General features: G+C 36.5%; 20 protein-coding genes and 2 pseudogenes. 15 read left to right on the top strand and 7 right to left on the bottom strand.

Annotated features, from left to right (window positions below; translation table 11 throughout):
- Positions 1-9 precede the first annotated feature (9 nt).
- From NSS80_RS10770 to NSS80_RS10835, 14 genes and pseudogenes are all read left to right on the top strand, one after another.
- A complete protein-coding gene (locus tag NSS80_RS10770) occupies positions 10-2,700 on the top strand; it encodes a phage tail protein (protein ID WP_342498295.1) in 2,691 nt (896 codons plus the stop codon).
- A 17-nt stretch (positions 2,701-2,717) separates the two neighbouring features.
- The gene (locus NSS80_RS10775) at positions 2,718-3,536 is read left to right on the top strand and encodes a hypothetical protein (RefSeq protein WP_342498296.1); all 819 of its coding nucleotides are present in this window, start codon (positions 2,718-2,720) and stop codon (positions 3,534-3,536) included.
- 24 nt (positions 3,537-3,560) lie between these two features.
- Positions 3,561-5,675 carry a tail fiber domain-containing protein gene (locus tag NSS80_RS10780; RefSeq protein WP_342498297.1) on the top strand — a complete coding sequence of 705 codons (2,115 nt, stop codon included), beginning with the start codon at positions 3,561-3,563 and terminating at the stop codon, positions 5,673-5,675.
- 129 nt (positions 5,676-5,804) lie between these two features.
- A pseudogene (locus NSS80_RS10785) lies at positions 5,805-6,578 on the top strand (N-acetylmuramoyl-L-alanine amidase); the annotation flags it as partial.
- A gap of 48 nt (positions 6,579-6,626) precedes the next feature.
- Positions 6,627-7,166 (top strand): annotated as a pseudogene (locus NSS80_RS10790) (N-acetylmuramoyl-L-alanine amidase family protein); the annotation flags it as partial.
- Between the two features lie 108 nt (positions 7,167-7,274).
- Entirely contained in the window at positions 7,275-7,664 is a 390-nt protein-coding gene (locus NSS80_RS10795) for a hypothetical protein (protein WP_044141820.1), read from the top strand.
- 13 nt (positions 7,665-7,677) lie between these two features.
- A complete protein-coding gene (locus NSS80_RS10800) occupies positions 7,678-7,929 on the top strand; it encodes a phage holin (RefSeq protein WP_342498298.1) in 252 nt (83 codons plus the stop codon).
- Positions 7,929-8,195, top strand: coding sequence for a hypothetical protein (locus NSS80_RS10805; protein WP_342498299.1), 267 nt, complete (start codon positions 7,929-7,931; stop codon positions 8,193-8,195). Before NSS80_RS10800 ends, NSS80_RS10805 begins: the two co-directional genes overlap by 1 nt.
- 46 nt (positions 8,196-8,241) lie before the next feature.
- Positions 8,242-8,526, top strand: a complete 285-nt coding sequence (locus tag NSS80_RS10810) for a hypothetical protein (protein ID WP_169510821.1) — start codon at positions 8,242-8,244, stop codon at positions 8,524-8,526.
- Between the two features lie 269 nt (positions 8,527-8,795).
- Complete coding sequence (locus NSS80_RS10815; RefSeq protein WP_342498300.1) at positions 8,796-10,898, top strand: hypothetical protein; 2,103 nt, start codon at positions 8,796-8,798, stop codon at positions 10,896-10,898.
- A gap of 10 nt (positions 10,899-10,908) precedes the next feature.
- A complete protein-coding gene (locus NSS80_RS10820) occupies positions 10,909-11,757 on the top strand; it encodes a hypothetical protein (RefSeq protein ID WP_342498301.1) in 849 nt (282 codons plus the stop codon).
- Between the two features lie 2 nt (positions 11,758-11,759).
- Complete coding sequence (locus NSS80_RS10825; protein ID WP_342498302.1) at positions 11,760-12,608, top strand: hypothetical protein; 849 nt, start codon at positions 11,760-11,762, stop codon at positions 12,606-12,608.
- Positions 12,608-12,880: a hypothetical protein gene (locus tag NSS80_RS10830; protein WP_342498303.1), complete on the top strand. Its 273-nt coding sequence runs from the start codon at positions 12,608-12,610 to the stop codon at positions 12,878-12,880. The genes NSS80_RS10825 and NSS80_RS10830 overlap by 1 nt, the downstream gene beginning before the upstream one ends.
- Positions 12,880-13,731: a hypothetical protein gene (locus NSS80_RS10835; RefSeq protein ID WP_342498304.1), complete on the top strand. Its 852-nt coding sequence runs from the start codon at positions 12,880-12,882 to the stop codon at positions 13,729-13,731. The genes NSS80_RS10830 and NSS80_RS10835 overlap by 1 nt, the downstream gene beginning before the upstream one ends.
- 493 nt (positions 13,732-14,224) lie before the next feature.
- On the opposite strand, the gene NSS80_RS10840 is transcribed toward NSS80_RS10835, so the two are convergent.
- The gene (locus NSS80_RS10840; RefSeq protein ID WP_342498305.1) at positions 14,225-15,493 is read right to left on the bottom strand and encodes a UV damage repair protein UvrX; all 1,269 of its coding nucleotides are present in this window, start codon (positions 15,491-15,493) and stop codon (positions 14,225-14,227) included.
- Positions 15,486-15,815: a YolD-like family protein gene (locus tag NSS80_RS10845; RefSeq protein WP_342498306.1), complete on the bottom strand. Its 330-nt coding sequence runs from the start codon at positions 15,813-15,815 to the stop codon at positions 15,486-15,488. Before NSS80_RS10845 ends, NSS80_RS10840 begins: the two co-directional genes overlap by 8 nt.
- A gap of 146 nt (positions 15,816-15,961) precedes the next feature.
- Here NSS80_RS10845 and NSS80_RS10850 point away from each other — a divergent pair, with 146 nt between their 5' ends.
- Complete coding sequence (locus tag NSS80_RS10850) at positions 15,962-16,972, top strand: hypothetical protein (RefSeq protein ID WP_342498307.1); 1,011 nt, start codon at positions 15,962-15,964, stop codon at positions 16,970-16,972.
- Between the two features lie 173 nt (positions 16,973-17,145).
- On the opposite strand, the gene NSS80_RS10855 is transcribed toward NSS80_RS10850, so the two are convergent.
- From NSS80_RS10855 to NSS80_RS10875, 5 genes are all read right to left on the bottom strand, one after another.
- Positions 17,146-17,622: an immunity protein YezG family protein gene (locus NSS80_RS10855; RefSeq protein WP_342498308.1), complete on the bottom strand. Its 477-nt coding sequence runs from the start codon at positions 17,620-17,622 to the stop codon at positions 17,146-17,148.
- 3 nt (positions 17,623-17,625) lie between these two features.
- Positions 17,626-19,554 (bottom strand): T7SS effector LXG polymorphic toxin, encoded by a 1,929-nt coding sequence (locus tag NSS80_RS10860; RefSeq protein WP_342498309.1) that lies wholly within the window; start codon positions 19,552-19,554, stop codon positions 17,626-17,628.
- 89 nt (positions 19,555-19,643) lie between these two features.
- Complete coding sequence (locus tag NSS80_RS10865; protein WP_254966822.1) at positions 19,644-19,778, bottom strand: hypothetical protein; 135 nt, start codon at positions 19,776-19,778, stop codon at positions 19,644-19,646.
- A complete protein-coding gene (locus NSS80_RS10870) occupies positions 19,779-20,888 on the bottom strand; it encodes a Rap family tetratricopeptide repeat protein (RefSeq protein WP_342498310.1) in 1,110 nt (369 codons plus the stop codon).
- A gap of 211 nt (positions 20,889-21,099) precedes the next feature.
- A complete protein-coding gene (locus NSS80_RS10875; protein ID WP_342498311.1) occupies positions 21,100-21,522 on the bottom strand; it encodes a hypothetical protein in 423 nt (140 codons plus the stop codon).
- Between the last annotated feature and the right edge of the window lie 17 nt (positions 21,523-21,539).

Below are 21,539 nucleotides of genomic sequence, written 5' to 3' on the forward strand. Positions count from 1 at the left end.
GAGGTTGCTATGAATTTAGGAGAATTCACTTTTAAGCCAGGTAAGCTTAAATTAGAGCTATGTAAGACGAACAAAAAGAAAATCGCAAATATTGTTGATTTTAATAGCGCATCAGTCAACCTAAATCACGCAGCCATTAATGATTTGAGTTTTAGCATACCTCTTAAAGCTAGATATGGTGATAAAATAAAGACCAATCACATAGCGCAACTTATTAAACAGTGGTATTTGATTAAGGCTACTTTTTTTAACCGAACTGAATATTATGTGATTGACAGTATTACTAAAAATAGCACATCAGAAAAAGAAGAAATTCAGGTAAGCTGCCAACTCTCTCCTTACATGCTAAACAAGCCAAAAATCAGGCAATATGAAGGTATATCAAAGAACCTCCAAGAAATCGGTGAGGTTTGTCTTAAGGGAACTGGTTGGACTGTTGGAGAAATTGAAAGTACACTTAATGAAAAAAGACGATCATTCTCCATTGGATCAATTACATCAAGGTTTGATTTTCTAAGGAATATTTGTGAAACATTTGACGCTGTGCCTGTGTTTGACACTATCAATAATAAAATATCCTTCTTCGAAAAGGACAGTGTATCTAAATACAAAGGTGTTAAGATTTCATCTCGTAACTTTATGATTGATATGACAGATACTAGAAGCATGGATGATGTCGTGACTAGGCTTCATGTAACCGGAAAAGACGGCATTGTTATCAATTCAGTAAATCCGACAGGTCAAGGTTACTTGGATGACTTCAGCTTCTTTTTAAACCCATTTCAACGTGATGAAAACAGGAATGTAGTAAAAAAAAGTGACTACATGAGCAATGAATTGTGTCATGCTTTGTTAGATTACAATGAGATGGTAAACAAGGAATCTGGAGCATTTAAAGCTTTGTTGAATGAAAAAAAACAAATAGAAGCCAACAAAACAACTCAAGAAAATGAACTATTTATACTGAAAAGCTTAGAATTACAACAAATCCTAGATCGAATCGAAGTTGTCAAAGAAACTAATGGTGATACCAAGGATTTAATTAAACAAAGGGATGCAAAGATAAAAGAGGTAGACGCAAAAAAAGCTGAGATTGATCAGAGTAATTCAGAACTTTCTGCGATAAGTGACCAGATTCAACAACTTAGAAACAAGCTAGATATGGATAGTTATTTAGGTGAAAAACTGTCAATTGAACTGTCTAAATTTATTCACGAAGATGAATGGACTAATGAAAATATCTTCGATGAAACGGAATTGTACGAAAAGAGTTATGAAGAGTTGGATAAGCGTAAATCCCCTCCTATCGACATCAAAACAAATATAGTCAATTTTTATAATGCTCTAAGTGAAAAGGAGTATTGGGACAGAGTTTCTTTAGGTGATATTGTTAGAGTGCAAAATAAGCAATTTGCAACTGAATATAAAGCAACCTTAACTGGTATGAGCTTAAATTTTGATGATGCATCTATTTCTGTAGCAGTCTCAAATGGAAAAAAAACTAAAAAAGACGATGACTTTATCCAATTGCTTTATAGAGTTGATAAAGCATCTACTGAATTCAACACTCGGAAAATCGATTATGATACGCTTGCCACAAATTACAATGCACGTAATGATCGCATTTCAATTCCTCCTTCTCCTCCTACAATCGGATTGAAATCCGTATCACACAAAGTAAATGAAAATGGTTCTGTAGATATTTCGGTCTCTTGGAATTATCCAACCACTGATGAAGATAAATACAACATTGACGGCTTTGTCGTACATTGTTATCCTGACACATCTTCAGATACCTACTTGTTTGGTGCTTCGTTAGCAAAGGAGCAACGAATTTCAGTTAGATATGATAAGCGAATAGCTACCTTTACTTCACAAGTTCCAACAAAATATTTCACTTTTGGAGTACAGTCCTACAGAAATGTTGAAACCTCAATTAGTTCCAATGGTGTTTTGTTATCAGACATTGTTCAACCGCAAACGCCAAGTGAGAATCCTTATAGACCTTCCAGTACCGTTGAGGTCAAAGGAAAAGTAAATGGATTGTATCAGATTTCTACAAGTGAAAAGCCCTCAAATCCAGATGTAGGTACCATTTGGATTGACCCAGCAAACAATAAATCTGAACTATATGATGGTGAACAATGGATTGTCCAGACTGCAGGTAGTGCAGACTCTTTAAATGGGATCACTCCTGCTTTACATGAAGAACCAAACACTATTCCTGTAAGAGACGACAACGGTGTGATTTCAGCATCTATTTCGGGTAGCGCATCTAAATTAGGTGAGTATACAGACCAAGATTTTATTCTAAACACAGCAAAAGATTCACCAAATGGAGTTGCGGCATTAGATGCTAATGGAAAAATTAAGCCGACCAATCTTCAGCAATTAAATTTCGCAGGTACTTATATCGGCAATGGGACTCAAAATAGAACAGTCTCCCTTCCCTTTTCCCCTTCCCTGGTTAAGATTAAATCAACAGTTCAAAGCGATCCTGCGTTAGCTATTGTGAGCACTAGTGGAGGCTATGTGGAGGAAATATTCGAATCAAATATCTATCTTAAAGGAATAAACAACCTTCCCGATAACACAAACGGACGACTTGCGAATATGGGGTTTGTTACTGGTTCTGATTCAACTTTTAAAGGCAACAAAGAAGGAGTCACATACTTCTTCGAAGCATATAGAAATCTATAGGAAAGGAGTGATTCTATATGGATTTCCCAAATCTGTATAATGATCCAATCTTATACAACAAAAGAAAAAACACTTACGATGATCCTTATATGAGCTATGATGAAACCCACTCTATTCTAAATGGACGAATATTTTTAACTGAAAACCCTAATCGTGAAAATAGAGTTGTAGTAAGTGGCGGAAATACTGAGTGGAAAGAAATTGAAGATGGTGAATTAGAAGATGACTGTTATCGTGTTGATTACATGATGGGAGTTGTCTTTTTTAATGCCTCTAACGAAGGAAAAGAATTGCAAGTTAAATACGTTGGCGAAGGTGCTCACTTCTTCCCTGCAGCACGTATTTGGATTAAACGTTCAGGTAATACAGTCGTTGAGACACTTCAAGGATTAATTGATGAAGCAGAAGATTGCATTATTCGCATGAACGAGAGAATTTTAGAGTGTGAACGAGTCATCAAGCGCTGTATAGAAATAACCACTTGGTGCCGTCAAATTACTTCGCAATATGAACGTGTTGTTGAAGAAACGAAGAAGAAATACTATCCATCTGTCAATAACTACTCTGATTTAATTGTTGAATACCCAAACCCTCAGGTTGGTTGGACTGTCGCGGTTAAGAACATAAAAACAGTTTATCGCTGGGATGGATTCGAATGGGTTGATATAGGTGTTTCAGAAGTATATGAAGGATTCAATATTCTTTTGAGCGCTTATGAGCCACACAGTTTAAATTATATTTGGTATCAAGATGAGAGTTTAAGTCCTACCAAGAAAAGAGTTGTTATTTCCAACGCAGCTCCAGAAACAGGCCAGATATGGTATAAGCCTGATTGATACACATAAAGGAGGAATTAATTAATGGGCTTTAGAATGCCACATCCTGTTACTGGCGAATATGTACCAATGGCCATTGAATTGCTGAAATCTGACGGTGTTGGATATACCGCACCTGAAATTAAAGCTAAATTTGATGGAATTCTAGATTCAGTAACAAACCTGTCCACAACAACTACTGACAAGTTGAAAGAAATGGCTGATTTAATCGGAGACATTGGCGAGCTTGCAGGAGATACTGGAAGCATTGTAGATACAATTAAAAAAGAACTAAACCAACGTGGAATAAACGTTAAATGGCTTGGAGCAGTTGGTGATGGTGAAACAGATGACACACCTGCTTTCCTCGCTGCAGAAGCACTATCTAACAATGAGTATCCGATCTTCGTTCCACCAGGTACTTATTTAGCTGATCAAGCCGACTTGAAAGGTAATTACTTCGGTAACGGCGCATTCCTTATTGTCAAAGAAAGAGAAGCTTATAATGCTACTGCTCCTCCAAGTCAAAAAAGAGATCAACGGCTGTTCCCTCTTACCTCTACCCCTCTTCCTATCCTCAATGAATTCTATGGAAAAAATTCAGGATATAAAATTACTTTAGACGCTTACGGCAACACATCTACAGGGGAAGATTCTTTAAGAAACCTCACTTCTGGCAAGCAAAATACTGCTATTGGCTTCTTATCTCAAATGAATAACCAAACACAATACTCAAATGTTTCACTTGGTGGAAGTTCACTATCCCAAGGAACATATTACAGTCGTACTACAGCTATCGGTAACAACTCCTTAAAATGGGCAGGTATTAAAGATCCGATAGTTTCTAGACATGAGTTGTGGCTTAATGAAAAAGATTTGAATAATATTTGGAATATTTCAGGGACGGATTCTTACATTCTTAAGCAGATGAACCCAGAAGTTGAAAAGCTGATTCAGCCTACAGGATACCCTGCTCCTCAAGGTGCAGTTATTGTTAACGAGGGCGGAGGATTCCCTGCAGCAACTTCTTCATCTCAAGTGCTAGGGAATACTGGAATTGGACGTAACGCCTTGCTTCAATTGGTTAGAGGTATCCATAATACCGCAATTGGATATCAAGCTCTAGCAAGATCTTATACTACCGAAAGATGTACTGCTATTGGTGCATTTGCATTGGCCAACAACCTTGCTGGTAAAGAAAATATCGGTATTGGTAGAAATGCAATGAAGTACAACCAAACTGGTCAAAAGAACATTGTTATCGGCAATAACGCTATGGGTTATGATGTTTTCGGTACTAGAAATATCTTCATTGGGCATCAAGCTGGACAAAGATCAAACGGAAATAAGAATGCATCTCATACTTTAAATACCGTTATTGGAACTTACGCTCATCAAAATAAAACAGACGGTGAAGCAAACGTCTCTATCGGTGCTAGAACACTTCTGAACGGTGCCAATGGTAGTCGTAACGTTGTTGTAGGGACTGAAGCTGGCATCAACTATACTGGCAACAATTCAATCATCATCGGAAATAAAGCGATGCCTAACAGCAACCAAGATCGATTATTGTGGATTGATTATGGTAATGATGGCAATGCCTCTCCTTTCATCTATGGTGATATGGGAAACAACATTATGAACGTTCGTGCAAACCTAAGACCAGACACTGATGCATCTCAATCGCTAGGGGCTCCATCAAGACGATGGGCAAACATCTATGCTTCAAATGGAACGATCAATACTTCTGATGAAAGATACAAACAAAACATTACTGATATTCCTGATGAATGGCTGGACGCATGGTCGGAAGTTGATTTCTGTAGATTTAAGTTTAAAGATGCAGTAAGTGAAAAAGGAAGTTCTGCAAGATGGCATATTGGTGTCATTGCTCAAAAAATTGACGAAGTGTTTAAAAAGCATGGCTTGGATGCAACTGAGATCGGATTGCTTTGTTATGACAGATGGGACTCTGAATTTGTAAACAAGGTAGATCCCAAAACTGGAGAATTCGGTGAGAAAATCGAAGTTGTAAAAGGCGGATACATGTGGGGCATTCGTGCTGATGAGTGTCAATTCCTAGAAATGGCTCTAATGAGACGTGAAACCGAAAAGATGCAACAAGAGATGCGTGAACTTAAGGCTGCATTATTGAAATAAAACTATGATTTTATAGGAATATATTCAATACATAACAGAGAAAGACAGAGCATGTGTGAGAACGAGAGAGCTTCGGTTATCCCCTGCTCTCTTTTTGTGCTCAAAAAATTAATTGGAGGAATTTACTTAATGAATATTACACAAAGTTTGTTGACTCCCAACAAATACTCCAGACCTCAAACGGCTTTAAAAGGTGTGAAAGCTATTGTGATTCACTGGGTTGCTAATCCAGGGTCATCTGCTGAAGGCAACCGCAACTTCTTCAACAATCGAAAGAGTGGTACATCAGGCTTTGGATCAGCGCATTACATTGTCGAAGGTACTAAAGTAATTCAATGTTTGCCGAACAGTGAGCTGGCTTATCATGTTGGTTCGAATGTTTATACAGCAAGCGCCCTGCGAAATTTAAGTTCTTACCCTAACAACTGCACCATTGGTATTGAGATGACGCATCCTGATTGGACTGGCAAACCTGATGCTACAACTTACAAAACAACTGTAGAATTGGCAGCTTCTCTGCTTAAAACCTATCGACTTAAATCTGAAAATCTGTGGACGCATAATCAAGTGGTTGGCTGGAAAGATTGCCATCGTTATTACACTAACAATCCTAGTGCTTGGGTTCAATTTGTCAGCGATGTTAATAAAGCTTTAACAGGAAAAACTGTAACTATTCCAACTCCAAAGCCAACTAACAAGAATGATCTTGAACTTGTTGAAACATACGGTCTTGGAGACAAAGGTACGAAAGTAAAAGAAATTCAATCTAATCTAATTAAGCTCGGTTATAAATTACCGAAATACGGTGCTGACTCTCACTTTGGAGATGAAACTGTCGCTGCTATGAAGGCATTCCAGAAAGCAAACAAGCTTGCAGTAGACGGGATCGCTGGTAAAGCAACTCTTGCTAAAATGAAGGAATTGTTAACTAAATCTAAAGCCCCTTCTTCCTCTACTCCCTCCAAGTCTAACTCTTCTAAAGCAAGTGGCTCTCTAAAATCTAAAGTAGACGGTCTTCGATTTTATGCTAAAGCTTCTTGGGACGATAAAGATGTTGTCGGCACTGTGAATAAAGGCGTTGGATTCCCTACCGTTGTCGAAAAAGTAAAAGTTGGCACAGCATATCAATATAAAGTGAAAAACTCAAAAGGAGCAGCGTTTTATATCACTGCTTCAGATAAATTTGTTGAGGTAACAGGTGCGGTTAAATCCCCTTCTCCTACTAAGACAACTTCAAAGCAAAAACAGGCTTCTAAGAGTTCATCAATTAAATCTGTTGGAAAAATCAAAATTATCGGCGTGTCAAATGCAGCTATTATTATGGATAAGCCTGACCGAAATTCAGCCAAGAATTTAGGCACTGTAGCATTGGGCAAAACAATTGAAATCTCTGGATCTGTTAAGGGTGGCAACAATCCTAAAGGATACTGGGAAGTAATCTACAAAGGAAAGCGTGCCTATATTTCAGGTCAGTATGGAAGCAAAGTATAACTAAATTAATATAGATTTTTGTGGGTTTTCAAATATCCATGAGGATTTATGAAAATCAACTTCAAGGAGGTGAACTAAAATCACCTCCTTCTCTAAGGCTGGTGTCAAATGGAAAGTAATGACGTACATGTTCGTATAAGCTTGCTTGAAGAAAAATCAAATCAGCAAGCGATTCAAATTGTTAAACTAGAAGATAAAACAAATACACTTAACAGAATTGAAATGATATGCGAACAACAACTTGAATTTAATAAAGAATCTCAAAAGCAATCGAAAGAGTTAACTTCAACACTCATTGAAATGAGCAATAATTTAAAAAACCTCAATAAATCTTATGAAAAATTAGATACACGGGTTGAAACTCTTGAACGAAGTGATTCAACAAGAAAGATAGATCCTTCACAGTTTACCAAAGATATTTTTTATAAGATTCTTCCCTCAGTAGCTACAACGATAATCGGAGCGTATTTGCTATACCATTTCGGAATTAATAAATAAGGAGCTTGATGTAATGAAAATCAACTGGAAAGTACGTTTAAAAAAGAAAACATTTTGGGTGTCAATCCTCTCAGCCACCCTTTTATTCGTTCAAATGATCGCTGAAGCATTCGGTTATGACTTAACAGGGTTTGGCGATGATCTAACTGTGAAATTTAATGCACTTCTCACATTCTTATCCATTGTCGGTATTGTGGATGACCCTACTACTAGAGGTGTATCTGACAGTGATCAAGCTTTAGAATATGACGAGCCTAGAAAATAATGAATACAGTCAACATTAAGTATTCGCCATACCCAAATAAATTCAGCGAAGCTCAAATTAATGCTGAGGGTGAGGAAAAAGTTCTAACTCTGTTGTTAGACGAAGTTGAAGTTCCCCAAGCTGATGAAGAAAGTGAGCCAGCTATCTTCCCCGTTCTCAAGATTTCACTCTCTGAAGGCTTGGGCAACGAAGACATTTTAAGGATGGAAAAAGAAGATGCTAAAGCATTTCTTCAAGTTTTAAAAGATATGATTAAACAAATGTGAGAGGGGTAATCCCTCTCTTTTTTTCATTTTTAATGGAGGTTAAATTATGCGATTAGGATCTGGATACAAAGGCTCTTTAAAACTAGAGTCAACAAACATTGAGAACTTCGATATTGTCCCTCCAGAATCAAAAGGTTCGAATAGACCGACACAGTTTTATAAATTTCAATTTCGCAATGACCAAGATTGCACTGTTTCTATAAATCACGGAGAGCCCATTTTCATCAGGTCTGGGGATGGCTTTTCAATGGATCATATTGACACTCCTATCTTTAGCTTTGTAATCAAAGAAAAAGGGATTCAGTATAACTTTGCTGGTGCTCACACATGAGTTTTTTTAATCCCAGATTAAACAACGGAATATCACTGAAATGGTCTTTTGAATATACGCCTGACGAGAACGAGCGAATGGTCTCGTTTATTGAAGTTCCAGATTACGACCCAACTAAAGATCAACTTTCAGTTATCGTTGGAGGAGTTGAGTGCTCCCCTTCCTCTTATGTAAAAACTGATAAAAACAAAATAACCTTTAATAACCTCGTTGATACGAATTTATTCGAGATCATGGTGAGATGTTTTGGATAGAAATGAGGTGATAATTTGAATTTAATCTTACAGACCATACAACACTTAGCTGGCAAAGAGGCAATCCTGGTTGTTGAAAGTAAAGCAAAGCTCTCAAACGGACTAGAAGGCGCTATCTACGCTGTTTTAAATGATGAATCCCAATCTAATAAGCCAACTCTCTATATTTATAAAAATGGAAAATTTGAGCTTGTTAGTGGGTCATCTGTCGGTGATACAGAATTAAGTTTTCTTGACCTGATAGACACGCCTGCTTCGTATGAAGGGTATGCGAACAAGTGGATTAAGATAAATCCAAGTGGTACTGGGCTAATATTTGTTGATGCTCCGCAAGGTGGTGGATCAGGCGGTGACGCTTCTTCGGTCGCGTTCACCCCTACTGATTCAATTGAATCTGATACCGTACAAACAGCTATTGAGGAAATGGACTTCAAAAAAGCTCCTGTTGATAGTCCTGTATTTGAGGGCGTAGTCCAATTACCTGAAACAACTTCCATTGGAAATGTTAAACCTAAAGAGATTGCTTACTTACAAGGGTTAACAGGCAATGTCGAAAATAGGTTAAAAACTACAGCAGAAGACATCAGAACAGTTAATGATTCTATTGATCAACTTGAGATAAAAAGTCATGTACACAGCAACAAGCAAGTGATTGATAAATTTACTGAGCAAAACGGCAACCTGATGTATGGCAACTCAAAAGTTGCTTCAGGAGATATGCAAAAATTAATATATGATGCTGATGGCGATGATATTGTCGATTTCGCAAAATCACTCTCTGGCCAAGTTGTATCAATCGATGAAATTAATAGCCTATTAGGCGTAACAGGCAATATCCAGGATCAGATTAATGGGATCACTACAGGAGTTCAGTTTAAAGGTGAATTTGATACATATTCAGCTGCAATGCAAGCTTTCCCTTCTCCTCAACGTGGATATTGGATTTTCATTAAGAGTGATTCGAATCACAGTGGAAGTAAAACTCAGTACATCTACAGTGGAGATGTTTGGGTTTATGCTGGAGGTGCTTCTTCCATAAATGATGCCACATCAACAGTTAAGGGCGGAATTACACTGAGTGGTGACTTAACAGGTTCAGCTTCTCTCCCCCAACTAATTAAAAATGGCGTTGAAGCTGGAACTTACATTAATCCCACAGTCACTGTCGATGATAAGGGAAGAGTTTCAAGCATAGCGAATGGCCAATCAATTACTATTAATGACAATAACGTTGATAAGGTGTCTACATGGTCAAGCGATAAAATTAATGACTCGTTAAATTTCAAGTCTAATACTAATCATACTCATACTAACCTGCACGATCCTGCTCTAGTAGGCACAGTTTTAGTTGATGAATCTGGTATCGGAAACAATAAAGTTCTCGCATATAACGAAGGCACTGAAAGACTTAATTACGTATCTGTTGAAAGCAGTTCAGTGTTTGTAGGCATGAAGAAAATTACAGGGAACTATGAATTGATTGCTGGAGGATATACGAAGCTGGCAGTAGATGAAACTGGCAAGAAGATCACTATCACATCAATTAACAGTGGCGGGATTAAATATCGTTATGAATCATTGCCCAATGAACGTTCTGCCCCAGCTAAGTTGTTTAATGTACCAGAATACGAAAACAACAATGACACAATGATGGTTTACAAAAACGGTGTTCTTCAATCAAAACAGATGGATTACATTGAAAAATCGAATAAATCTATTGAATTTATTAAAGAAATCCCTGTTGAAGACCATATTGTTTTTATTGCAATGTCAGGAGGACGAGGTGGAGTGCCTACTTTAAACGAGATTAATGATACTGTTGCATTGCTGCCAAGTGAAACAAAAACACTCTCACTAGATGCATGGTTTGATAAATATGATATTAGAACCATTTACGCAAAAGATGAGAACAAGAATTTAATTTCCGTGTCTGTTTTTGACAAATCTTCAAATGGTGACGTTGTTTATCAGAGTTTGAAATCTAATTCAATCTACGATATCGCTAACATTCCTTGTCAAGATAAAGATGGAACGCAGAAAATACATGTTCAATTGATCAATCACAGTCAGAACAATGCTCTAGTAACACTAAAAATCAAAACAACAAACTTACTATAGGAGGTTATTTATGGGATACATATTTACAACAGGGACTTGTCTTAAGAGCGACCTCTACTCAGTGATTAAAAACTCTTTAATTAATGCTGGTTGGGAAAACAAATCTTCTAACGCCACTTCTGATTATGATGTCTTTTATTCTACTGGAGAATCAGGAGATAAAAAACTTGTATTTCAGATGAGAGCAACTGATACCACAGACAAAAACTCAATAATCTCAACTGATTATTGCGCAGCCTCGTTAAGATTAATTGAAACATACACTCCTGGTTCAAATGGGGTTGCAGGGACAGTAGGTAGACCAAGTGAACCGTGGAAGTATTTCATGGTATCTCCTAGTTCAGGCACACTGTCGAAAGACACTACGATGACTTATCGTCTTAACGTTAACAAAAATAGATTGATTATAGTCATTGAAAGTCCTTCCGCAACAGGAATCGGAAGTGTTCTAAATTACATTGGTATTCCTGATGAAATTTATGCAGATGAACCAGATAGCAGAGGATTAATTTTTGCAACAACTTCAAGAGCTGATGCTGTAAGCAACCTGATTATCTCAAATTCACCAGTCAACATTGCTCCAGCAACAAGTGCTACAGTTAGACCAATCATAGTGAATCTTTCACCAAAGAATCCAAATACTCAAGGCTTATACATGCTTTCCGAATTCTATTATGGAAACACAAGTGAAGGGACTCGTGGTAAACTCACTGGAATTTATGGATTGCCAAATGATAATGTGTTGCATGGAAGCATTATAGAAGACGGTTCAAGACAATACTTCGTTGTTGTTCCAGGCGTATTTTCCAGTAATACATTTGGTTCTGCTGCTTTAGCAATCGAAGTCACAGGATATTAATTATGGGCGTATTCAAGAAGGAAACCATTAAGAAAAAGAATCTGTATAACCGTATTATATCCTTATTAATCGGTGCTGGATGGACTAATGTTACATCGAATCCAAGCACAGATTTTGATGTCATGTATTCTACAGGTGAGTCTGGTAAAGAAAGCATCTATTTTAACATCAGGCCATTCGGTAGTGCAGTTACTTCCCCTTCTGCTTCAACAAATTTTTCATCAACGGATTACGCCTACTTTTCCTTCAGACTATGTAAGGAGTATACCCCTTCAACTACCCCAATGAGTCCTGGAACCTTCAAAAGAAATGAAGCTTGGAACATTGTTTTTATAACAACTGCTGCAACACTTAACCCAGAAACTGATTTGACTTTGTATTACTCAGTAAATAGGGATAGGATAATTTTTGCTGTCGCCCCTCCTATTATCTTGAGATCGAATGCCAGCATATGCTATTTTGGGAAGCCTACTATTTATGGTAAAACAGCTAAGAATGTAAATTGTCTTTATGCTACTTCAGCTAACCCGTTGACTACTGGAAAAGCATTAATAGACGATCAAGCAGATTATCCTCAAGCAGCTTCTTATTTAACAAGTACCTTTATGAGCGATAACCTAACCAACATTTTTGGCACTATGTTTATCAGTCCAATTGCTTTTGGTGACTCCCTAGAAGGTGTGAGAGGCTATTTAGATGGACTATATGCCATAAAAGATACTGGTCTGTTAGATGGAGATGTTTACATCGACTCTATTACAAAGAAAAAATATAGGGTGTTCAATACTTACTACACAACTAATAGAACAACCTCTTTCCCTTCAAACTACATTGGAATTGAGGTGGAATAATGGATAAGCTAAAAGGATTTGTAATGAGCTCAACTCTATATGGCCAGAGGAAGCCATCATATACTAAAGTCAAGATTGTTTCACCTACGCCTGTTGTGGGGTTAAGGGACTCGAATTTCGAAAAACAGATCATTGTTTCGGATCCCTTTGCAATTAAATCAGCTAAGAAAAAAACTGATATTAGAAAAGGATTCGTTTTAGGTGGAACAACCGCGAATGCCCCTAGACAAACACCATTAGAGCACAGTTGGACTAAGGGGATGAAGAATTAATGTCTGATACAATTTTCAATAAAATAACTGTTTTAAAGAAAGATTTATACAGCAAGTTGAAGCAAATCATGCTTGAATCAGGATGGCAGAATATTTCTAGTCGTCCATCAACTGACTATGATGTAATGTTTTCGAACGGTGAAGATGGAAAGAAGGAAATTCATTTCCAGATGAGGGATATTGCTAGTACAATTGCTGGATCATCTACATCATTTTCAAATTCAAGCTCACGATTTTTCTCAATGCGATTATCAGGAAAGTATCTACCTGGATCTTCTGGTGTTACTGGAACATTTTCAAAAAATAGTGACACATGGAAAGCTGTAGCGATAACTTATCAATCAGAAATTCTTCCTAATCAGCCAATCGAACTTTATTATAACTGCAATAAGGACAGACTTATCTTCTTGACTGACTATTCTCTGTCGCTTGCACTGCCATCTACATTGAATTACATAGGTTTTCCAGTAGCTTTCGCTGATGAGCATGAATGGTGCTCATGTGTATTTGCATCAAGCAGCATTGGAAGTGGCAGAAGATTATATTTAACTGACATCAAAAATGATTATTCAGTAAATGCGCCAATCACTAGCTTGACCTACTTAGGTTTAGGCAGTAAGAATAAAATCGGTGAAAAAATATTGATGAGTAATATGTTTTATGGGAGTACGAGCGAAGGATTAAAGGGTACGATACCTGAAGTTTTCTCGTTCGGTTCTACAGATGGACTTGTTAATGGAGACTTAATTAAAAATGAAGAAAAAATATACAAAGTTTTTGAAACAACTCCTGGAACATCAACAGTTTATTCTTCATTTATTTCAAAATTTATTGCAATTAGAGTTCAGTGAACAACAAAGCCCCTTCTCGTTTGAGCAGGGGTATTTTTTTCATTTTTTTAGATAAACAAAAAATAGGCATCCCTTGTTCCTGGTAAGATCATTGGGATGACCTATCTCCTTCTTTACTAAGCCAGCCCTCTTGTAGGCCTCATTGTACATTGCCGGGATGCGCCAACATCCTGGCTTCTTTCTAGTTGCAAAAACAGACATCTCATGAACGTGGACAGTTGTGGAGATATCTGTTTTTGTTTAGCCTAGGCTATTACACTAGCCCAAGCTCATTCCTCCTCAAAGGAGGTGAATAAAATGATGAAAATTACAACATGCTTGTTTTTAATAATAGCATCAGCAAACCTCCTAATTAATTTGCTGATCTTAATCAAGCAATTGTAAGTTCATCTAGTCTGAAGAATGGTCCAGTTGGGCCATTTTTTGTTTTTCCTCCGTCTTCAAATTAGAAGACCTCATCTAATTTTATCTCAATCCAATTTTTATTTCAACATTAACTTTGATGACCACCTGTTAAACCAGCTCTATATAATGCTGTACCGCCTTTAGTGTATGAAACTGCCCTCAACAACGCTTTTGAACCGTATTTATTTCTAATGCCATCCATCACAAAACCAAGCTGTCTTTTTTTCTCTAATCCACTTTCATCAAATAAAGTCAGCTGCTGATTTAAATCCTCTTCAACTTTACTTAGAGTAACGGAAATGCTTCTAACTGTTTTATGTTGATAAAAGGTGTTAAACAACTCCATACATGTCTTATATATGTCCATAGTGATATTGGTTGGACTTTCAATTGTTTTACTCCTGTGAAACCCTCCACCATATTCCTCTTTGCTGTAGCCTATACCCAAACTGATTGTTCTTCCCACTTTGTTGTGATCCCTAGTTCTCTTAGCAACCTCTTCACATATTTCCAAGATGACAGCTTTTATTTCGTCTTTAGATGTATAGTCTCTGAGTAAGATTTGACTCTTTCCAAAGCTCACTTGTCCCTGTAATACTGGAGCACCTATTTCAGACAAATCAATCCCCCACGCATGGTGATACATCTGGTTCCCCATTACTCCGAATTTCTTTTCTAAGGTTTCTAGTGAATACTTAGCTAATGCACCAACTGTGAATATGCCCATTCGATTCAAATTTTGTTCCATTCGTTTACCAATCCCCCACATTTTAGAGATAGGTTTGACTGGCCATAGCTTTTGTGGAATGTCTTCATATCTCCATCTAACTATACCGTTCGGTGCTTTCTTACTTTCTAAATCCAAAGCAAGTTTGCTGATCAGCATATTATCACCAATTCCAATTGTACAAGGTAAGCCAAATTCTCGCATGATGGCATCTTGGATATGTTCAGCAATCTCTTCAACACTGTTCCACATTCTCATAACACCATCAACTTTTAAAAAGGATTCGTCTATGGAATAAGTGTGAACATCACATTCTGGAACGTAACGATAAAACAATTGAGTGATTTTAGTTGAAACGTTTATAAAGGTATCCATTTTAGGGTTTACAATATGGATTCTTGGATCATCTGGAATTTCAAATAACCTTGATCCTGTCTTAATCTTAAAATCTTGTTTGAGTTTTGGACTTGCAGCTAACACCACACTCCCCTGCCTCTCTGTGTTACCTACAACAGCCAAGTAACACTCAAGAGGATCTAAGCCCATCATAACTGCTGAAATGGATGCGTAAAAGGATTTCATATCAACGCAGAGTATCTTGTGACGTGGAAACTTGGTGTAATCAATCATAAGAAACACCCACTATGTCATCTAATAAAACAAAGTGAATATCATCTGATAAATCCTTTATATGTAGCATTTTCTTTTCGTAGTTGATGTATTGTGTAAAACCTTTTAGTTGATTGACAACTCCCAAATCAAAAATTGAAAAATTCAACGGCTTGTTAACACTCATTGCATAGGCGATTATTGATTCAAATTCTTCTGCTTGTTGTTCATCTATAATTGGCTTATCTGTTTTTTTCGTTTCTGCTAGATCGTGTTTAAGTCGTGCAACATGCTCAGGTAACATCATCGCTGTCCATTTGATTGTGCCTCTGTCTCTAAGCATTTAATCACTCCTTCTTGAATGATTAAATAGTAACAGAACAAACGTTCTTTATCAATCCGTTTCAAGAACTTTTGTTCGATGTAAATATTGGTATACAAATTCTATCCTTCTGTTACAATTTATGTATAACAATTAGGAGGTTAACAATGTCACTTACATCGAACTTAAGCAAAGTACCACAATTCAAAGAAATAATTGCTGCTATTGCGCCTAAAAAGAAAGATTTCAAAACTGCAAGTGGGAAAAATCCCTTTTCTAAAGAGTATGAAACGTTAGTACCTTATACATTGGAGAAACCATCTGATGCAAGTTTAATAGGGACTGCCTTTGATTACTTGGCAAGGTTTAGAATAGCCCAAATAATAAATCTAGAGATGAGCTTTAAAGAACTAGTTGCCTATAACGGTCTTAAAAAATTGCAAAAATTCACTGGAGATAATAGTTTAGAAGATAAATATTATTCAACTATCCAAAAAGACATTGATACCTTTATTAAAGGCGAACAGTCATTAAACAACGAGGTTTGTGAGACAGCTTTAAAACTTGCGAACTTGGAGAGATATTCTAGAGCTAATGTACTGTCAGGTGTTAGAGAGACTGATATTTTCTATATACAGAGAAAGGACACGCTAATTGATGAGCTCACTGGATTAATGAAGACATTTGAAGAAAAATTCATTAGCAGTGGATTTGTTAAAACAGACAGCAAAGTGGTCTTCAATCCTCACTTTGGTATTGCTTCCCTATTGGTTGATGGTGCAGATGCAGATATTCTAGTTGATGATGTACTTTATGATTTCAAAGTGGTTAAAGATGTGGGATACAAGTCTGCGGATGTTCTTCAGCTGACTGGTTACTTCCTTCTTAATCAACTTTTAAAAGAAATAGAGCATAACTATGGCGTATCAGAAAGCCTTCCTTTCGATGATATTGAATTCAGTAAAATTTGTCTTTATAAAGCAAGGTTCGGTGAATGTGAATACTTTGATTTTAATGATATCAACGAGCAAGATATTCGTGCTGCGCTTATTAGGCTTGCTGAATACTTTTTAAACAATCCTGATAAAACAGTTAAATATACAATGCTAAAAGCTCATCCAGGTTATGATTTAGAAGAATATGATGATGCTTTACGTTCTATAGTTAATTCAAACTAAGACACCCCTTACTGGGTGTTTTTTAATATCCTTCTCTTAAGGCTGATGGAGCATCAATATGTGACACATTTTTATTAAGCCAGTCAAAACAGTCAGTCTACTTTTTCCTGAATCATATGCCTATTTTAATAAAAAACCCTCCTTTAATGGAGGGCGGTAGTTAGTTGTTACTTTTATCCTTTGTTTTTAATATATTGATCCAGAAACTCTCTAACTGACTTTCTTTTTGGATATATCCCTAAATTTTCGTATGCCCATATTGCTCTTCTTTGAGATCCGTTAATTTCTTGATTCAATACATCTTCATAATTTAAATCTAAAGAGAATTTTCCATTCGCATCTAACTTCATAGTTAAATTTGTCCATTTTTCAGGATTAATTAATTCATGTGCTTGTTGTAGCTCTTCAAATAAATCATGTAATTTTATTAAAAACTCGTTATAAATTGACTTACTCACATGATGATCTTCAGGTATATTATGCGAGTAATGATATGCCGTTTCTCCCTTTAATCTGTAATAAAAATTAATCTCTGCAGAGTCGTCTAATATTTCGGCATATAAACAGACTTCGTCCCACTCTTTTGGTATCATCTCATTAACAGTTTCTGCAATTTCACCATACAGGGAATCTAGTTTCTCTATTTCCATTGTTTATCCACCTTTTTGATTTTTAATAATTGATCTTTGTAATTCGTCATCACCTATTTTAAATTCTACAATAAAACGTTCTGGTCTCAATGAATCACTTTTATAAACGGGCTCTATTGAAACAGATACTTTCTCAGGAGGAACTTCTTTCAATGCAGCTAACCACTCTTGTTCCATCTGATACCATTTCCCGCCACTACGATTAATTTGTGAATTCATCGGAAGTAGGTTATCAATATCACCTGAACCTTTAAAAATAGTTGCAATCAAGTGACCTCCGTCATCATCTAGTAATCGATCTGGCTTTCCTGAATTTGACTGAGCGTACTGGTTTCTTTTGACCTCTCCGTATTTTAAATCACTTGCTTCGACTTTGACAATACGTCCGTAGTGATCGGTTGTGTAGGTGTAACCTTGTTTGGTTGAATAGACAACATTAGGTTTTAGCACTTTTTTACGTTTCCATCTCACATAATGATCTCCGTATTTCACAACGGCTGGTGGCGATTTGGGTGCTGGTAATCGTCTGCCTGTTTTAGAGATTCCATATACAGGTTGATTGTCCAGGCGCTTTGCCATAGAGAGGAGTTTATTTTTGAGATTTTCTCCGTCAAACACGTTATACGGCAGCTTCGGGCCGCCAGCCATTTGAAACTTTGGTGAGTATGGCAATAGATTCGGAATAGAAACTCTGTCTAATGATTTTGCTCCTTGCTCAAGGCCTTTCTTCACCGTCGTTTTGGCTGCTGTTGTCCCCGTTTTTGTAATGGCACCTGCCCCTTTAGAACCAAAGACGATTTCTGCTAGAGAACCAGTTGCATAGGCGAACCAGTGGGATCGAGAATATGCATCACCATCGATGACTTCTTTTTGGAATGAGTCTGAAATCGACTTTCCAATCGCTTTCGATGTTTCAATTGGATGTGAAACAGCCGTTACGACCGACTCAACGGCACCTCCAGGATCTGTCACAAGATCATAGATGCCAACTACTGTATCTTTGGCCACATCATATAGCCCAACTGCTGCACCTTTTACAACATCAACGAACCCCTCTGATGCTTCTTCCTGCGCTTTGATCTGGAGAAGCTGGCTGTAATATATTTTTTGATCGTAGGAAAGATTTTCATATCCAATTTCGTCTACAATCTCAAAGTATTTTTCCTCTGATATACACGAAGGATCGTTGAGTTTTTCTTTCAATTCTTTGATTCTTCGTTTCTCTTTTTCTTCTTTTTTCAATTTTAAATATGCTTTCACCTGTGCATCGATTTTATCATGATTCTTGTACACATCTGTCTCATGAAATGCTTTTGAATCGTAATAGATGGGCTGCGCATTTTTCCCTTTTCCTGTAGCAGCCATCATTTTTGCATAAAAGGTTGCAAGATGTTTCTCAATCGCTTCTGATTTTTCGTATTCAGTTTTTAGGGCATGATCTAATTTATGTACAGCATCAATTGCCTCTTTCCTTTTTTTATTCGCATCGTCTAAATGTTCATTGACCTCTTTACTTGAAAATACATTCAGTTCTATGAGATCACTGATGTCATCAAAAATAGTGGATAGGGCTTCTTTTTGTTCCTTGACCATATCTTTATTATTCTGAATCCCTTGTTTCAGTTGAGCGTCTAAGAAATGCTCATCAATAAATGTACTCCCGCCTAACGATTCATCATCAAGCTTTCCTTTTACCCCATCTAAAAAAGCTTTTTGCATATCAATAAAATCAAGATAAGTGTCTGTGTAAAGCGCAAGATCCTCATAAAAGGCTTTGATATTGTCTGCACCTTTTCCAGTAAATTCATCACCGAGATTGGCAACACCTTGTAATGCCTTTTTCAAATCTGTTATTTCTTCCCGAAGCTGTTCATATGCCTTTGACCTTTTCTCAACAGCCGATATAAGGGAGGGGGCGTCTAATATTTTCATAACAAAAAGACTCCTTTTATGGAATATTCTTTTACTAGAATACCATAAGGAGTCTGACACTTTAATCCACTTTATCGTTTTTTAACCAATTATCCTCCAGAGCTCCCTCTTGATGCGACGGTTTGGACATCATCATGTTGAGGTTGAATGAAACCATTTGTAAAGAAAAGTGTACCTAATGCTACCACAGCTATTGATAATGGAATAAAAAAAGACTTTTTCATTTAATTCACTCCTTTTCCTACAAATTGACTTGCATGTAAGGCTCTTTTATAGTATTTCAATGATTGTTGCAACAAACCTTTTTCCTCTAAATATTTCGCCACATCAACCAAGATTTCCTCTAAATCAACCCATACACCTTTTCTTTCAAGATCTGAGCATAAGGTACTGATATTATTTATTTGGCTCTCAGCAACATCACAAACAAGCTCTTTCAATAATTTAAATTTAATCTTAAAAATTTCATGATCAACTTGTTCAGACAAGCTATAACCACGATCGATTAATTCTATTGCTTCTTTACTTTGAGTTGATATTTCAACTCTAGATAATTCGTACAAGCATCTCAATTTCAATAAATCATTTTTTTCGATTTCTCTGTAGCTTAAGGTGCGCCTATATAGTTCAGCAGCACTTGAGTAATTGCCTTTTTTGCTTTCCAAAAATCCCATATTGTAATACAGGTGTATGATTAAGTGATTATCGTCTATTTTCTTAATCATTTCCTCTGCTTCATTTAAGAGGTCGCTTGCATCATCGTATTTAAATTGATCTATTAAGTTTAAGGCATGAAGTAACCTACAGTTGATTTGTCTTTTGACATAAGTTTCATGAGCATTAAAAGTATCAGAAGCGATTTGAGCATGATATTTAGATAGGAAAGTCATTTTCAAATCATAAAAAAGAACAGCTAATTTATAATGAAATTCAGCTTTTTCTATCTCATCATCAACATAAGCCAACTTTTTCTCAGCTATTCTGAAGTAGCTTAGTGCCTTATCATAATCTTGTAAGTAGTCATGATATATCCCATTATAGAAATAGAAGTAATATGACATGAGTTTATTTGTTTTTTCTTCTTTTTCGTCAGGAGCGTTTCTCTCAAAGAACGGCTTGTCTAAATTTCTGCTAATATTCTGAAGTTTTAGTTTAAGTCTAAAGCTCAATAGTTGATAGTACAAAAGAATATCTTGATTTTCTTCCATTGATTCAATTGCCTTATCTATGTCATCTTGCATTTCAATAGCTGCTGATAAATCCCCTTTTTGTATGGCAAGATTCCAAGTGTTCAACATGTTTCCGACCTCCTGAGAGGCAATTAACCTTGTCATCCCGTTACCCCCTTGTAAACAATTCCTTTGTATAATTTTAACATGATATTTACAACATATGTAAAGTTGAGTGGCTTATTTTGAAAGTTTTCGGTATACCGCAATCGAGATGCTTTACAAGTTTATTGTTCATGCGCAATCAATAAAGTGCATTTTGAACAGAGGCTTTTAATTGAAACAAAAAAGGATGCTTATCCGCATCCTACATCTTTTAAAAACTATCGATTTCAACTACTATTTCTTTTTCTCCGAAATTTGGAGAATACAATAAGTAATACCTATCTCTTACTTTAACATCAAAATGCAATTTATTTGTCTTTTTGTCGACCAAGAAAAATTCATCATCTTTATTTGCGAAGTAATAGGGATACACTTTTCCTTCATCATCTTTCAACTTGAAATCTCCAGGTGTAAGGCTCATTCTCTCTTCTTCTAATTCAAATGTAAGAACGTAGTCATTTTTAACATGCATAAACTCATTAGCCATGGTTTTGTATACCCTGCTTACTCTAAATGATTTTCCATCCACTTGTATTAATTCATTTAATTGGTGAACTTCAGGTTCTCCCTTGTTCAGCTTCATTCCCATTTCTATATTAATGCCGTATTTTTTAAATTTAAAGCTCTTTTCCATTATCATTACCTCTTCCC

Source organism: Bacillus sp. FSL M8-0350 (genome assembly GCF_038593345.1).
Taxonomy (GTDB): Bacteria; Bacillota; Bacilli; order Bacillales; family Bacillaceae; genus Bacillus; species Bacillus safensis.